16 protein-coding genes are annotated in these 15,378 nt (G+C 68.1%); 4 read left to right on the top strand and 12 right to left on the bottom strand.

Annotated elements, in window-relative coordinates:
* Window positions 1-73 precede the first annotated feature (73 nt).
* Complete coding sequence (locus CQ040_RS11805) at window positions 74-1,957, top strand: DUF2207 family protein (RefSeq protein ID WP_105526379.1); 1,884 nt, start codon at window positions 74-76, stop codon at window positions 1,955-1,957.
* 13 nt (window positions 1,958-1,970) lie between these two features.
* Here the strand turns inward: CQ040_RS11805 and CQ040_RS11810 are convergent, their stop codons facing one another.
* The 10 genes from CQ040_RS11810 to hpt all read right to left on the bottom strand — a co-directional run bounded on the left by CQ040_RS11810 (window position 1,971) and on the right by hpt (window position 10,801).
* Complete coding sequence (locus tag CQ040_RS11810; RefSeq protein WP_105526378.1) at window positions 1,971-2,663, bottom strand: DUF2520 domain-containing protein; 693 nt, start codon at window positions 2,661-2,663, stop codon at window positions 1,971-1,973.
* Window positions 2,653-4,785: a PH domain-containing protein gene (locus tag CQ040_RS21185; protein ID WP_308736899.1), complete on the bottom strand. Its 2,133-nt coding sequence runs from the start codon at window positions 4,783-4,785 to the stop codon at window positions 2,653-2,655. The genes CQ040_RS11810 and CQ040_RS21185 overlap by 11 nt, the downstream gene beginning before the upstream one ends.
* Window positions 4,782-5,363 (bottom strand): PH domain-containing protein, encoded by a 582-nt coding sequence (locus tag CQ040_RS11820; RefSeq protein WP_105526377.1) that lies wholly within the window; start codon window positions 5,361-5,363, stop codon window positions 4,782-4,784. The genes CQ040_RS21185 and CQ040_RS11820 overlap by 4 nt, the downstream gene beginning before the upstream one ends.
* Entirely contained in the window at window positions 5,314-5,796 is a 483-nt protein-coding gene (locus CQ040_RS11825; RefSeq protein WP_105526376.1) for a DUF3180 family protein, read from the bottom strand. Before CQ040_RS11825 ends, CQ040_RS11820 begins: the two co-directional genes overlap by 50 nt.
* Window positions 5,793-6,332: a 2-amino-4-hydroxy-6-hydroxymethyldihydropteridine diphosphokinase gene (gene folK / locus CQ040_RS11830; RefSeq protein ID WP_105526375.1), complete on the bottom strand. Its 540-nt coding sequence runs from the start codon at window positions 6,330-6,332 to the stop codon at window positions 5,793-5,795. Before folK ends, CQ040_RS11825 begins: the two co-directional genes overlap by 4 nt.
* Window positions 6,329-6,724, bottom strand: a complete 396-nt coding sequence (gene folB / locus CQ040_RS11835) for a dihydroneopterin aldolase (protein WP_105526374.1) — start codon at window positions 6,722-6,724, stop codon at window positions 6,329-6,331. Before folB ends, folK begins: the two co-directional genes overlap by 4 nt.
* A 32-nt stretch (window positions 6,725-6,756) precedes the next feature.
* A complete protein-coding gene (gene folP, locus CQ040_RS11840) occupies window positions 6,757-7,566 on the bottom strand; it encodes a dihydropteroate synthase (protein WP_105526373.1) in 810 nt (269 codons plus the stop codon).
* Entirely contained in the window at window positions 7,566-8,174 is a 609-nt protein-coding gene (gene folE / locus CQ040_RS11845) for a GTP cyclohydrolase I (protein WP_105526372.1), read from the bottom strand. Before folE ends, folP begins: the two co-directional genes overlap by 1 nt.
* Before the next feature lies 1 nt (window position 8,175).
* On the bottom strand, window positions 8,176-10,176 hold the full coding sequence (gene ftsH / locus CQ040_RS11850) for an ATP-dependent zinc metalloprotease FtsH (protein ID WP_105526371.1): 2,001 nt from the start codon (window positions 10,174-10,176) through the stop codon (window positions 8,176-8,178).
* A gap of 73 nt (window positions 10,177-10,249) precedes the next feature.
* The gene (gene hpt / locus CQ040_RS11855; RefSeq protein WP_105526370.1) at window positions 10,250-10,801 is read right to left on the bottom strand and encodes a hypoxanthine phosphoribosyltransferase; all 552 of its coding nucleotides are present in this window, start codon (window positions 10,799-10,801) and stop codon (window positions 10,250-10,252) included.
* A 132-nt stretch (window positions 10,802-10,933) separates the two neighbouring features.
* Between hpt and CQ040_RS11860 the strand changes: the two genes are divergently transcribed.
* Complete coding sequence (locus CQ040_RS11860) at window positions 10,934-11,530, top strand: DUF937 domain-containing protein (RefSeq protein ID WP_105526369.1); 597 nt, start codon at window positions 10,934-10,936, stop codon at window positions 11,528-11,530.
* Between the two features lie 70 nt (window positions 11,531-11,600).
* On the opposite strand, the gene tilS is transcribed toward CQ040_RS11860, so the two are convergent.
* Entirely contained in the window at window positions 11,601-12,593 is a 993-nt protein-coding gene (gene tilS / locus CQ040_RS11865; protein ID WP_105526368.1) for a tRNA lysidine(34) synthetase TilS, read from the bottom strand.
* A gap of 81 nt (window positions 12,594-12,674) precedes the next feature.
* Between tilS and CQ040_RS11870 the strand changes: the two genes are divergently transcribed.
* On the top strand, window positions 12,675-13,340 hold the full coding sequence (locus CQ040_RS11870) for a TMEM175 family protein (RefSeq protein WP_105526487.1): 666 nt from the start codon (window positions 12,675-12,677) through the stop codon (window positions 13,338-13,340).
* 82 nt (window positions 13,341-13,422) lie between these two features.
* Window positions 13,423-13,914 carry an inorganic diphosphatase gene (gene ppa / locus CQ040_RS11875; protein WP_105526367.1) on the top strand — a complete coding sequence of 164 codons (492 nt, stop codon included), beginning with the start codon at window positions 13,423-13,425 and terminating at the stop codon, window positions 13,912-13,914.
* A 75-nt stretch (window positions 13,915-13,989) separates the two neighbouring features.
* On the opposite strand, the gene CQ040_RS11880 is transcribed toward ppa, so the two are convergent.
* The gene (locus CQ040_RS11880; protein ID WP_105526366.1) at window positions 13,990-15,372 is read right to left on the bottom strand and encodes a M23 family metallopeptidase; all 1,383 of its coding nucleotides are present in this window, start codon (window positions 15,370-15,372) and stop codon (window positions 13,990-13,992) included.
* Window positions 15,373-15,378 lie beyond the last annotated feature (6 nt).

Below are 15,378 nucleotides of genomic sequence, written 5' to 3' on the forward strand. Positions count from 1 at the left end.
GCTCCTTGGAAGTCCCTCCCAGTTTACCGAGGCGGCGCGTCGTCCACTGGCGCGTGCTGGGTAGCCTCGAAGAATGGCCCACACACGGATCCTCCGCGCGTTCGCTGTCTTCGCCGTCACGTTCGCCGCCGTCCTCGCTCCAACCGCTGCCTTCGCGACACCCGACAGCGTCCGGCCGGACGCCGCTTCGTACCCACAACCGGCCGCAGCGGAAGCCGACGTGGACGACTTCAGCTACAGCTCGTGGGACGCCGTGTACGAGGTCGGGCTCGACGACGAAGGTCGTGCGCGGATGCATGCGACCGAGACTCTCGTCGCCCGATTCCCCGACTTCGACCAGAACCGCGGCATCGTGCGCGGCCTGGCGACGTCGTACAAGGGGGCGAGCACCGAGACCACGATCCTGTCGGTGACCGACGGGAACGGCGTGGCCGTGCCCTACGAGACGGACGAGGAAGACGGAGTACTGCTCGTGCTTACCGGCGACGACTCCTACGTGCAGGGGCTCACGACCTACGTGATCGAATATGAGATGCGTGATGTCGTCCTCGCGACCAGCCCGCCTGCGGGATCCTCCACGCCCGCCGTCGACGAGTTCTACTGGGATCTGCTCCCGCTCGACAGTACTCAGGCCATCGAACGGTTCGGCGCCGACATCAAGTTCGACACCGTGATGAGCGCCGCGCTCACGGGGTCCACCGGGTGCTACACCGGCCCATCGGGCTCGAAAGACGAGTGCGACCTGCAAGGCCCTCAGATCGACGGAGGGGTTGCGCAGTTCCGCGTCGAATCCGGCGAGCGCCCGGCCGGCGACGGGGTGACCGTGGCCATCGGATTCGAGCAGGGCACCGTTACTCAGCCCCTCGCCCGCACCCCGGATCCGGTCGGCGACATCGCCCCTCTGATCGCCGCCGTCGGAGCCGTCGGCGTGTCAGCAGGCAGCTGGGTGGCCGTTTCCGCTTTCACTCGCAGACGGCGCGTATCCAGTGGAATCGTCGTCGCACAATACGACGTACCGGATTCACTGCCCCCACTGCTCGCCGCGGCCGTCGTCGCCGGAGCCAAAGATGTGGTTCCGGCCGAGATAGTGCACCTGGCCGTGCGCGGAACGCTTCGCATCGAAGAGGGGGCGGAGGCGGAGGAACCGCGATTGCGTCGCATCCCCGGAGCGCGCATCCCGGACCAGCTGGATGTCGATGCGCTCGAATCGCTCTTCTTCGACGCCGACGCCGACGCAGAAGGAGTCGTCGACCTTCCTGCGGCTGACGAAGCCTTCGCCGCTCGTATGACTGCTCTGGAGCAGAGCGGTCGAGCAGCGGCCCAGACCCGCGGTCTCACCGAGAAGGTGCGCAGCCGCGGAGCCGTCATCCTCCAGTGGTGCGCGATCGGCATCGCCGCAGTCGGTCTGGCGCTGGGAATCTGGGGAGCAGCCAGCGGCCGCCTCTCGGCGATCCCGGCGATGGTCGCGATCTCCTTCGGCGCGTTCCTCGTGCTCCTCTCCAGCCTCGACTCCTTCTCGAAGCACACGGTCCTCACCGCTGAGGGCGCTCGCACGCACGAGTACCTTCAGGGCGTGAAGGAGTTCATCCGCGTGGCCGATGCCGATCGCCTGCGGATGCTGCAGTCCTACAGCGGCGCGCAGCGTCGACCGGACGACAGCGCGAACGTCATCCACGTGTACGAGCGGCTCCTCCCCTACGCCATCCTGTTCGGATTGGAAGACGAATGGGGCGAGGTGCTGGAGCGGGCCTACGCGGACGCGCAACGGGGTGCGTCCTGGATCGGCGACCCTACGTCGTTCGCCCTTCGCGTGCAGCTGGCGTCGTTCATGGCGTCGTCCCACTCGGCCGCGACATATTCGGCTCCCTCAACGAGTGCCTCCTCAAGCGCCGGCGGCTCGTTCGGTGGCGGGTTCTCGGGTGGAGGCGGAGGCGGCGGGTTCTCGGGCGGGCGGTGAGCGCTGCCCGCGATCAGACCAGGGGCGGTGCGTCGGATGCTTCGCGCAGCGCGCGCTCCACGGTCGACTGCACGAGAGCGGACAGATAGCCGCCAGGGTTCTCCACGCCGATCTCGCGCAACCGTGCGGTCGACTGGCCGATGATCGACCGCGAGAATTCGGTGGCCGTCGCGATGGCATCCGCGTAGGCCGGACGATCCGCCTCGGCGATCACGACCGGCTCGCACCCCATCTCGACGGCCAGCGCCTGTGCGATCGGCAGCACGGCGGCCGGCGCGGTCACAGCGGCGAACCCGGCCTGCAGCTGCCGGAGGTCGATCGAGGTTCCGGTGAAGGTGATCGCAGGATGCACGGCGAGGGGTATCGCACCGTGCTCGGCGGCAGGTCGCAACACCTCGATGCCGTATGCGGGGTCGGTGTGCAGCACGAGCTGCCCGATCTGCCAACCGCCCACCTCAGCGATGCCGGCGACCAGCGAAGGCAGCTGCTCCGAAGGAACCGCGATGATCACGAGCTCGGCTCGACGAACGACCTCGAGAGCGTCGAGCACCGGCACGTCAGGCAGCACCGCCGATGCGCGCTCGTCATCGGATCCGCTCGTGATGCCGATGACGGCGTGACCCGCACCTCCGAGAGCTGCGCCGACGACCGGGCCGACTCGCCCCGCACCGATGATGCCGACGCCGAGGCGACCGTCACGCGCCATCGTCGCTCCTTCTCGTCCGCCGCAGGAGCGGAGACGCAGGAGGAGTCACCGGGGGTGCCGGGGGAAGCACCGGCGGCGCTGGCGGCGGAGTCACCGGAGCGTTCACCGGAGGCGCAGCCGCCGGAGGGACAACCGGGGGCGCAGGAGGCGGAGTCACTGGAGGCGCGGGAGCAACAACCAGAGGTGCGGGCGGCGCGGGAGGCGGAGCCACTGGAGGCGCGGGAGTAGCAACCGGAGGTGCGGGCGGCGCGGGAGGCGGAGCCACTGGAGGCGCGGGAGTAGCAACCGGAGGTGCGGGCGGCGCAGTGGTCGGCTGAGCGACAGGCGGCGCAGGCGGAGCCCCTTGTCCCGGAACCGGGGCCGGGAAGATCGGCGGTGGTCCCGTGTAGGCCGGCGGTCCGGTGTAGGCCGGAGGGGCCAGAGGGGCTGCCATCGATGCGGAAGCCGCGTGCTCACTCCAACGGTGGGTCGTGTCACGCGAAGCCGCGTCTGCTGCTGCCCGGCTCACATCGTCGAGCAGCGCCAGCGCATCCGCACGCTCCAGACCGGAGAGGTATCCGGTGATCGGGCCGGGTACGGTGTGCACCTGCGCGCCCGACACACGCTGATTCCTGTCGATCGGCCCCTGGCTGAGAGAGACGCCCTGCAGACGAGCAAGCGGGAACACCGCGAGCTTGCGCCAGACGTTCCCGCGGCGCAGCAGCAGACCGAAGTCGGCCACCAGGTATCCGTGACGCTTCCAGGAGAAGGGCCGCCGCCACCGTGCGCGCCGCGGCATCGTGCGATAGGGGTCACCCTCGACGGGGCCGACGATGCCCTGTTCCCAGAGGAAGGAGATGCCCGCAGCGGGGACGTCCGGCAGCACCAGGGCGAGCACGCGTTCGACATCGGCACGCTTGCCGACGGGCAGCACCACGTTGAACTGCTGTCCGCTGCCGGAGGACTGCTGGGCCGCGCTCTTGCCGCTCATCCGGTTGATCTTGATCGTCCACCAGCCGAACGGACGCCACAGCAGCGACTGGGAAACCTCCACGGCGAAGATGCGTCCTGGAGGGAGCGTCTCGGTCACCGTCGTCAGCAGACCGTAGGTGATCCGGACGCCGTCCGGAGTCGGCGCGATCGAATAGCGCAGCGACTTCGAGATCTGTGCCCAGGTGATACCGACGACCGCGATGACCATCGGAATGCCCATGCCGAGCCCGAGCCCCAGGAGGATGAAGCTTCCGTCCGTGTCGCCATCGGCGATCATGCCGATCAGGGCGCTTCCGATCGCGATCGCGAAGATCGCCCCGAAGAACACGAACCACAGCAGACCCGAGATCAGCTGCGACCCGACCAGGCGGCCGGTCGGTATCTTGACGACGCTCTCCGGGACCACGTCGGCGAGATCGACGCCGGCGAGGAGATCGTTGACACCGGCGTTCATCGACCCGACCAGCTGTGCTCGCGCAGACGTCGGTGCGACCGGAGCCGCGGTCCCCGTCCCCTGCTCGGGATTCAGCGCGGCGTTGCGTGCGGCGCGGGCACCTGACGCCAGCCGCAGGATGTCGGCCCGCACCGACTCGGCGCGTGCAGTGGCGAGGTACTCGAGCTCCACGTTCGCGTCGTTGCCGGCACCGACCACCTCCAACTTGGCCAGACCGATGATGCGAGCGGGGAACGGACGGGTCAGGTTGACGCCCTGCACCCGGTCGAGCGGCGCGCGGCGGTGCGAGCGGAAGACGAAGCCCTTGCGGACCTCGACGTGGTCTCCTGTGATCCGGAACTGCTGGAAGCGCCAGATGAACCAGAAGATCAGTACCAGCACCACGACCAACCCCAGCACGCTGAGCAGGGCCACGAGGATCAGGTTGTTCGACAGAACCCAGTCGACCGGGTCGGCGCCGGCGTAGTCACCGTAGTGCGCCTCTTCGGGAGTGAAGAGGTCTACCGCCCAGGTGATGAGGCGGTCCCGCATGTTCGCGATCACGATACCCGCGATGATGATCAGCGCCAGCCCGCCCTTGAAGAGCGGGGTGAGCGGGTGCATCCGGTGCCACTCACCGTTCGCGAGGTTCGTCGTCGACGACGCGTCGCTTGCGACTTTCGGGCTCGGGGAGGGCGGGAGCTGCGGCTCGCTCACAGGCCGGTCCGGCGAGTCTCGGCGACGTGGATGAGGGTGTCGCGCAGCGCCTCAGCTGCTTCCTGCGTGAGTCCGGGGATCTGCACGCCGGTTGTCGCCGCGGCAGTCACCATCTTGAGCTGGGCGATGCCGAAGGCTCGATCGAGCGGCCCCTGGGTGATGTCCACCAACTGCATGCGCCCGTACGGAACCGCGATCATGCGCTGCCAGAGGATGCCCTTGCGGAAGACGATGTCGTCGACGCGGAGCATGTAGCCGATCGCCTTCGCCTGACGGGGAAGGATGATGAGCGCGATCACCGTGATGAGCAGGATGATGCCGGCGGGGATCCACACCCACTGCTGGTTCAGCACGACGTTCAGCACGACGGCGGCGACCACGACGATCACGATGAAGATCACGTTCTGGACGATCTGCGAGACGACGTAGCGCGGAGAGATCTGGTGCCACGTGCCGTCGAGCTCCAGCCTGGCCTCGTTGCGTGCCGTGCGCAGCTGCGTGTAGGTCCCCTGGTCGAGGGCGCCGAGGTCAGTGCCCTCCGCTGGGTTCAGGGGCGCGGTCTCTGGGTTCTGAGTCATCAGGATCCTTCGGCAGGGTACAGAACTGTTCGGCGACGAGCGCAGCGATCACGAGGACGATCGCACTGCCGATCAGGGCCAGCATGGCCACAGTCGACCCTACCTGTGGAACGACGGGGCGCGACAGGAGGAACAGCAGCAGCCCCGCTCCGAATCCCGCCATGATGGCGCCGAGCAGACTCGAGGCTCGCGCCAGCGTCGCGGCCCTGAGCGCGCGGAAGGGATCGATGCGGATGCCCGAACGCACACTGCGCCGCACCGGCCAGGCGACGCCCAGCGCTGCTGCCGCGATAAGCAGGAGCAGCAGCGGAAGCAGCAGCGAGGGAGTGAAGGTGATGCGCCCCGCGGTGGTGAGCAGGTGGTCGAGCAGGAATCCGCCGCCGCCGCCGAGCAGGGCGAGGACGACGAGCACACCGGCAGAGGTGCGTCTCATCCCTCGCTCCGGGCGTGCAGTTCGGCCGCGAGGTCGGCGACTCTGCCGTGGCCGAGCAGCACCGCGTCGTGGTCGACGTCCAGCCAGGGGTCGAGCACGAACAGGCGCTCGACCGCGCGCGGATGCGGCAGCTGCAGGTTCGGTTCGTCCGAGACGACATCGCCGTACGCGATGAGGTCGAGGTCGAGAGTGCGGTCGCCCCAGCGCTCTCGGCGCTCACGACCGTTCTCGTCTTCGATGGCGTGCAGCATCCTGAGGAGGATCCCGGGAGCGAGGCGCGTGGTGACGAGGGCGACCGCGTTGACGTATCCGGGTGCATCGGGATCCGGCCCGTCGAGACGGAGCGCGACGGTCTCGAACAGGCGGGAGAGGCGCACATCGCTGACCAGAGGCAGACGGGCGATCCGCTCTGCGGCGGCGCGGATGGTCTCGTGGCGATCCCCGAGATTCGCACCGAGTGCGACGACGGCGACGGTCTCCGGTCGTGCCGGGCGAGGGCCGGGCATGTCGGGCGGGTTCGCGAGGTTGCGGCTCATAAGGTCGTGTCCTCCCACGAGTCGACCGTGCGACGTCGGTGCACCGTGACCGCCACATCGGTGAAGTTCAACGGAATCGGGGCATGGGGCTTGTGCACTGTCACCGTCACGTCCACGACCCGTGGGTCTGCCAGCCCGACGGCGGCGATGCGCTCGGCGAGCGTCTCGATCAGGTTCACCGGTTCCCCGGCCACCACGGCAGCCACCTTCTCGGCAAGCTCTCCGTAGTGCACGGTGTCGGCAACGTCGTCGGACACGGATGCCTGCTTCAGCGGCAACCGCAGACGGAGGTCGATCGTGAATTCCTGCCCGTCCCTGCGCTCGTACTCGAAGACACCGTGACGACCGAAAACGGTCAGACCGGTGAGAACGATCTCGTCGAGGAACTCCATGCCTCTAGCGTACGGGCCCGCCCGATACGCCTTCAGCCTTCCCAGGCGTGGGCGATCGCGAGCGCGTCGCGGGTGGCTGCCACATCGTGCACCCGCACGGCCCAGACTCCGGCCCGTGCCGCGAGGGCGCTGGTGACGGCGGTCGCGAGGTCGCGACGGGCCTCCGACACGTCTTCATCGGGACCGGCATCCTCACGCAGCGTCTCAGCCAGGAACCTCTTGCGCGACGTGCCGATGAGTACTCGCGGACCGAGTGCGACGATCTCGTCGAGTCCGCGCAGCACCTCCCAGTTCTGCGCGCCCGCCTTCGCGAACCCGATCCCCGGGTCGACGATCAGCCGTGAGGGGGCGATTCCGGATGCCGCTGCCTCGCCGATGCGCTCATGGAGTTCGCCCGCGACCTCACGCGCGACCCGGCGGTACTCCGCCTTCGCGTACATGTCGGCGGAGAACCCCCGCCAATGCCCGATCGCGAAGTCGGCACCCGACTCGGCGACAGCCGCCCGCATCTCGGGGTCGGCCAGCCCGCCGGAGACGTCGTTCACGATCCGTGCTCCCGCGCGCACAGCCGCTGCGGCGGTCGCGGCGCTGAGCGTATCGATGCTCACGGGCACACCCGCCGCGGTGAGCTGCTCGATCACCGGGATCACGCGTTGCTGCTCGACTTCGGTACCGACACGGTCGGCACCCGGTCTGGTCGACTCGCCGCCGACGTCGAGCACTGCGGCGCCATCGGCCCGCAGCCGCAGGCCATGGGCGACTGCCCTGTCGACATCGAGGTAGCGTCCGCCGTCGCTGAAGGAGTCGGGGGTGACGTTGAGTATCCCCCAGATGCCCGTCATCAGCGCACAGTTCCCGAACCGGAGACCGACGCACCGATCAGAGTGATGAGCTCGCCCCTGGACACCGCATCCGTGTACTCGCCGCGCGCCGCGATCGTGAGAGTCGACGCCTCGGTCTGCCGTCCTCCGCGCATCGTGACGCAGCCGTGCGAGGCGTCGAGCACGACGAGCACGCCCCTGGTGTCGAGGTGTTCCGCGATCGTGTCGGCGATCTGTTCGCCGAGGCGCTCCTGCACCTGCGGACGGGCGGCGAGGATCTCGACGACGCGCACGAGCGCCCCGAGGCCGACGACCTGCTCCCCCGGGAGGTACGCGATGTGCGCGTGGCCGGCGAAAGGCAGCAGATGGTGCTCGCACACCGAGCGGAAGCGGATGTCACGCAACAGCACCGCCCCGGAGGGCAGGGTGTCGGGCGCGGGCCCCCGCGAGACGCTGATGGTGCGCGCGAGCGGCTCGTCCGGGTCTTCGCCGACTCCCGAGAAGAACTCGGAGTACAGCTCGGCCATCCGCGACGGAGTCTGCTTCAGCCCGGGCCGATCCGGGTCCTCCCCGATCGCCTCGAGCAGCTCTCTGGTGAGTCGCTCGACACGCTGCTTGTCGACGGTCACGTCACGCCGTTGCAGGCCGCGGGTTACCGGCGCCCGCTGATCCCTGCTGCGTGCGCGGCGCGGTGGCCGGAGCCTCGACGGATGCCGCGAGCGAGATGTCCTTCTTCGGCACCTCGATCGGCGGACGCTCGGAGACCGGGCGGCCTTCGCTCGACAGCCACAGCGGACGCTCGGGAAGCTTCTTGATCTCGGTGAAGATCTCCGCGATCTGGTTGTGGTCGAGGGTCTCCTCCTCGAGCAGCGCCAGGGCGAGCTTGTCGAGGATGTCGCGGTTCTCGCTGATGACCGCATAGGCCTCGTTGTGAGCCTGCTCGATCAGGGCGCGCACCTCGGCGTCGACCCGCTCGGCAACTCGCTCGGAGTACTCGCGGCCACGGCCCATGTCACGGCCTGCGAAGGGTTCGCCGCCTTCGCTGCCGAGCTTGACCGGGCCGACCTGCGTGGTCATGCCGTACTCGAGCACCATCTTGCGAGCGATCGAGGTCGCCTTCTCGATGTCGTTCGACGCTCCTGTGGTGGGGTCGTGGAACACGATCTCCTCGGCGACACGGCCTCCCATGGCGTAGGTCAGCTGGTCCTGGAGCTCGTTGCGGGTGATCGAGTACTTGTCGTCCAGCGGCAGCACCATCGTGTATCCGAGCGCCTTGCCGCGGGGCAGGATCGTGATCTTGGTGACTGGATCGGTGTAGTTCATCGCCGCCGCCGCGAGCGCGTGTCCGCCCTCGTGGTACGCCGTGATCAGCTTCTCCTTGTCGCGCATCACACGGGTGCGACGCTGCGGACCGGCGATCACACGGTCGATGGCCTCGTCGAGGGCGCGGTTGTCCACCAGCTGCGCGTTCGAGCGCGCGGTGAGGAGCGCAGCCTCGTTGAGCACGTTCGCCAGGTCGGCGCCGGTGAAGCCGGGAGTCTTGCGGGCGACGACCTCGAGGTCGACGCTCTTCGCGAGCGGCTTGCCCTTGCTGTGCACCTCGAGGATCTTCTGGCGGCCCCTGAGGTCGGGCGCATCCACACCGATCTGACGGTCGAAACGACCGGGTCGCAGCAGCGCGGGGTCGAGGATGTCTGGACGGTTGGTCGCAGCGATCACGATGACGTTCGCGTTCGGGTCGAAGCCGTCCATCTCGACCAGCATCTGGTTGAGCGTCTGCTCGCGCTCGTCGTTTCCGCCGCCCATCCCGGCGCCGCGGTGGCGGCCTACGGCGTCGATCTCGTCGATGAAGATGATGGCCGGCGCGTTCTCCTTGGCCTGGCCGAAGAGATCGCGAACGCGGGAGGCACCGACACCGACGAACATCTCGACGAAGTCGGAACCGGAGATGGAGTAGAAGGGGGCACCGGCTTCACCCGCGACCGCGCGGGCGAGCAGCGTCTTACCGGTTCCGGGAGGGCCGTACAAGAGCACGCCCTTCGGGATGCGGGCGCCGATGGCCTGGAACTTCGCGGGATCCTGCAGGAACTCCTTGATCTCGTGGAGCTCTTCGATCGCCTCGTCGGCACCGGCGACGTCGGCGAAGGTGACGGTCGGGGTCTCCTTGTTGACGAGCTTGGCCTTGGACTTGCCGAACTGCATGACCTTGCCGCCACCGCCCTGCATGGATGACAGGAGCCACCAGAACAGGAGGCCGAGCAGCACGAGCGGGAGGAGGAGTGAGAGGAAGCCGTCGAACCAGCTCGCCCGGGGCACGGCGTCGTTGAAGCCGTCCTTGGGCGCGGCTTCGTTGATCGCGGTGACCACCTCGTCGGCGCGGGCGTCGACGTAGTAGAACTGCACGTCTTCGGAACCCTTGAACGGCTTCGAGAGCGTCATGTCGACGCGCTGATCGCCGTCGGTGTTCACGACCTCTGTGACCGTCGTGCCGGAGAGGAGCTTCAGCCCCTCCTGAGTCGTGATCTGCTTGGGCGCGCCAAGATTCGAGATCAGCAGGAAACCGCCGAAGAGGAGCACGCCGATCAGCGCGACGTAGATCAGCGGATTCCGGGTGAGCTTCTTCACATCCATGATCGGATCAGCGTATCGCGGGTGCCCTAGGGGGTCGCTGTACGTTCACCCACGGCGTAGCGCGTCGCGGTCGTCAGGAGTACACGTGCGGCGCGAGGACCGCGACGTCGCGCAGGTTCCGATAGCGCTCGTTGTAGTCGAGGCCGTATCCGACGACGAAGTCGGTGGGGATGTCGAAGCCGACGTACTTGCAGTCGATGACCACCTTCGCAGCCTCCGGCTTGCGCAGAAGGGCCAGCACCTCGATCGACTCGGCGCCGCGGGAGCCGAAGTTCTCGAGCAGCCAGCTGAGCGTCAGCCCGGAATCGATGACGTCCTCGACGATCAGCACATGCTTGCCGTTCAGGTCGGTGTCGAGGTCTTTGCGGATCTGCACGACACCGCTCGACTTCGTGCTCGCACCGTAGCTCGACACCGCCATCCAGTCCATCGGAGCGTGGAAGGGCAGCGCCCGTGCGAAATCGGCCATCACCATGACGGCTCCCTTGAGCACGCCGACGAGGACGAGGTCTTTGCCCGCGTAGTCCTCCGCGACCTGGGTTGCGAGTTCATCGAGCTTGGCGAGGATCTGCTCCTCTGTGACGAGGATGCTGGTGAGGTCGTCCTGGATTTCCGCGGCGCGCATGGATTGATTTTAGGTGACGTGATCCGATGCTCGCGTCCAGGTTCACCGATCGGGAAGGCATCTCCCCATCCCGCGGCATCCGCACTACTGTGAGCGGTGATGTGGGCGGACGCCCCGACGGAAGGATTCACCATGGCTCTTGACGACATCCTCAAGCAGGTGCCGATCGACGACATCGCCGAGAAGCTGGGCGTCTCGCGAGACGAAGCCAAGGTCGCGGTCGAGCAGGGCGGCGCCGTGCTGCTGGGCGGACTCGCGAAGAACGCCGAGACCGATGAGGGCTCCGCCGCGATCCAGAACGCGCTGAAGAAGCACGAGGGCAGCGCCGGCGCCTCGAAGGTCGACGACATCGATGCGGCCGACGGCGGCAAGATCGTCGCGCACATCCTCGGCTCGAAGGAGAAAGAGGTCACGAAGGAACTCACCGAGTCGAAGGCGACCCCCGGAATCGACTTCGGCAAGCTCCTCCCGATCCTGGCTCCCATCGTGATGGGGCTCATCGCGAACGCGAACAAGGACAAGACCGCGAAGGCGGATGCTGGCGCTGAGAGCTCCGGTGGCATCGGCGACCTCATCGGCGGCATCCTCGGCGGGGGCGACAAGGGCGGCTCCGGCGGCGGCATCGGCGATGTGATCGGCGGACTTCTCGGCGGAGGCAACAGCGGCGGCTCCGGCGGCGGCATCGACCTCGGTGGCATCCTGGGCGGCCTCTTCGGCGGCAAGAAGTAGCACTCCACCTGACGCATCCGGTCGTCGAGCGACGACGCAGGCGCAGAAGAGCGTTCGAGACGAGACGCGCTCAGCGACCGGATGCGGTGAAGACGATGCGCCCGCCCTGGCGCACAGCCGAACATTCCGGCAGGTCGATCGGCCCCTGACCGCTCCAGTCCGTGACCAGGCGCGCGACCTCGATCGTCTGCGCCCTGGTCAGACTCACCCCGAACTCGCTGTCCACGACGAGACGGATGATGCGGTTGCGCAGCGCAGCCGGATTCGCGGCGAGCGCCGCCACGCTGACCGAGATGCCCGCTTCCGCGTGCTCGACGATGTCCTCGATGGTCTCGTTGATCATCTCGTCGAACGCCTCGGCGTCCTCGCGCAGCTGCTCGGCGGTGCGAGCGAGCGCATCGGCGATGCCCGGCCCGAGCTCCGCCTCGAGAACCGGGAGCACACGCTCACGCGCCCGCACCCTGGCGTAGCGGTCGTCGAGGTTGTGCGGATCATCCCAGGGCGTGAGGTCGGATGCGGCACAGAACGCCCGCGTCGTCTCGCGGCGCACACCGAGCAGCGGACGCACCCACTTCGCTCCGTCTTCGTCTTCCCGCACCGGCGCCATGCCCTGCAGGCTCGCGGCGCCGGAGCCTCGCGCCAGCCCGAGGAGCACGGTCTCCGCCTGGTCGTCGAGCGTGTGTCCGAGCAGCACGGTCGAGGCGCGAGCATCCGAAGCGGCCTCACGCAGCACGCGGTACCGCGCCTCGCGCGCCGCAGCTTCCGGGCCGCCCTCGCCCGAGACGGCGACGCGGAGCACACGCGCGTCGAGTCCGAGCATCTGTGCGATGCGCGCAGCGTTGGCGGCCACCTCGGCGGAACCGTCTTGGAGGCCGTGGTCGACCGTGACGGACGCGGCCCGAAGGCCGCGCTTGGGCGCTTCGAAGGCGGTGGCCGCGGCGAGCGCGAGCGAGTCGGCGCCACCGGAGAGGGCGACGATCACGGTCGAGCCTTCGGGAACCTCAGCGAGCGCGGCGCGCACGGCGAGGCGGATCTCGGCGATGGCGGGAGAAAGAGACGGCACGGTTTCCACGCTAGGGCACCGGGCCCATCCGCGCTGCTACGAGAAGTGCGTCAGGTGCGAAGGCGGGGCTATCCTGACGCCGTGGCAGACAACTCACACGCGAAGCCCTTCCGGACGGAGCGTTTCAAGGCATTCGTCGACGCCGTCGTGGCGATCGCGATGACGCTGCTCATCCTGCCGTTGATGGAGTCCGTCTCCGAGGCCGCATCGGGGAAGCTGAGCACGGCCGAGTTCCTCTCCGAGCATTCGGGACAGCTGCTGAGCTTCGGTCTGAGCTTCCTCCTCATCGCGACCTTCTGGATGGGGCACCATCGCCAGTATCGCGACGTGGAGTTCATCACCGGGCCGCTGCTGTGGATCAACGTGGCCTGGATGGCGACGATCGTGTGGCTGCCCGTGCCCACGGCGATGATCGGGCAGATGGACACCGATCCGCTCCAGGCGGTGGTCTACATCGGCACGCTGATCATGACGCAGGTCACGACCCTCGCCGGCTGGCTCTACCTGGCGCGGCATCGCGAGCTCAGCACCATCTCGACCGAGACGATCCGGCTGGGGGCGATCGGCGATCTCGCCGCAATCATCCTGTTCGCAGCAGCCCTCGCCATCGCGGTCGCCGCTTCCCCGAACGGATACACCGGATTGTTCCTGCTGCTGCTGAGCGACCCGATGAGCCGCCTGCTGAATAGACTCCTGCGCCGACGTCCGAGCGAAGATCCTGCGCCGACGGACGACTCCGGAAACTGAGCGGCAGCGCCCACGGGCGTGCGATCGCCGCAGGTAGGCTAGTCCGCGGCATCCAACCGAACTTTTCCTGAGGAGCACACGCATGGGCGCACACGACGCCGTCATCGAGATTCCGCGCGGCAGCCGCGTGAAGTACGAGGTCGACCACGAGACCGGGCGAGTGCACCTCGACCGCGTGCTCTACACGACCTTCGGCTACCCGGCCGACTACGGCTACTTCGACAACACGCTCGGCGAGGACGGCGACCCGCTCGACGTGCTCGTCCTGCTCGACCACGCGATCTACCCCGGTGTCGTCGTCGAGGTGCGCCCCGTCGCCGTGCTGAAGATGAGCGATGAGGCCGGCGGAGACGACAAGCTCGTCGCCGTCCTGGCGAAGGACCCGCGCTGGGCCCACATCCAGGACATCGACGACATCGCCGAGTACACGAAGAAGGAGATCTCGCACTTCTTCGAGCACTACAAGGACCTCGAGCCCAACAAGTGGGTCAAGGTCGACGAGTGGGGCAACGCCGCTGAAGCGCAGCGAATCCTCGACGAGGCGATCGTCCGCGCTGCCGAGCAGGGTCACTGACCCACGCCTCGAACGTAGAAGACCCCCGGATCCGCTCAGCGGCCGGGGGTCTTCTGCAATCAGACGGGCGGTAGCTCAGGCAGAGACTCCGCGATCCGCGAGGAAAGCGACGGGGTTCACGGCGCCACCGTTGACGTAGACCTCGAAGTGCAGGTGGCAGCCGAACGAGCGCCCGGTGTTTCCGGCGTAGGCGATGACCTGGCCGGAGTTCACCCGCTGCCCCGACCGCACGAGGATGCCTCCGTTGCGGATGTGCGCATAACCGGTCCCGACGCCACCGCCGTGCTGAATCCGGATGTAGTTGCCATAGCCGCCGTTGCCGCCGGCGTAGTCGACCGTGCCGGAGTTCGCGGCGTAAATCGGCGAACCGCAGCCGTTGGCGAAGTCGGTGCCGTAGTGGAACGACGAGGAGCAGCCGTTCGAGCCGCACTGCACGGAGCGGGGACCGTATCCCGAGCTCTTGCCTCCACCGTGCGGGCGGCACCAGCCGCCGGAGCCCTGGTTTCCGCCACCGCCGCCACCGCCACCACCGCCGCCACCGCCGGCAGCGGCCGCGGCCTCTGCGGCGGCGCGCTCGGCGGCCTCGCGTTCGCGACGAGCCTTCGCCTCGGCTTCGACACCGGCCTGGTAGCCGGCGACCGTCTGGGCCGTCGCATCCTTGAGCGCTGCGAGCTGCGCCTGCATGGTGGCGAGGTTCGTGGTCTGCTCGTCGAGGGCGGCTTGAGCTGCGTCTGCGGCCTGCTGGGCCGCGACCATCTTCTCTTCGGCGATCTTCTGCAGCCGGTCGCGCTCGGTGCGGGCGACGACGGCCTGATCGCTGAGCGACTGCGCGGAGTTGCGAGACGCGACGGCGTTGTCATAGACGGACTGGTTGTATTCGAGGAGCTTGTCCATCGTGCCGAGGCGCGCGAGCATGTCGTCGGTGTTGTTCGCCGAGCCGGCGAAGAACAGCTCCAGCGAGGTGTCGTCGCCGCCGTTGCGATACAGCTGGGCCGCAACCTGGCCGGCCTTGCGGGCCGAAGCGTCAGCAACCGCTGCCTGCTCGTCGGCCTTCGCCTGCATCGAGTCGGCTTCGGTGGCCGCAGCGAAGTATGCCTGCTGGGCGTCGTAGAACTCCTCGGACGCGACCGCGGCCGCAGCCGCAGTGTCGGCGACCTTCTGCGTCAAGGACTGGATGAGTCCTTCGATGCGCGAGACCTCAGCGGCCTTCGCCGCCTCGTTACCCTTGGCCCGCTGCACGTCATCCCAGCTCGGGTACGTCGCGGCGTAGGCGGCGGAGACTCCGTTCGAGATGCCGAAGGCACTGAGCGAGACGACGCCGAGCACGCCGATGCCGAGAGCACCGCGGCGGCTGATGCCGGTCTTGCCGAAAGCACGGCGTTCTGTGGGGCTGGGCGCGCAGCCGCAGTCCTCGGATGCCGCAGCAACTGCAGCATCCAGCGTGATCTTGTCGTTCACACGGCC

Source organism: Microbacterium sp. MYb54 (genome assembly GCF_002979515.1).
Lineage (GTDB): Bacteria > Actinomycetota > Actinomycetes > Actinomycetales > Microbacteriaceae > Microbacterium.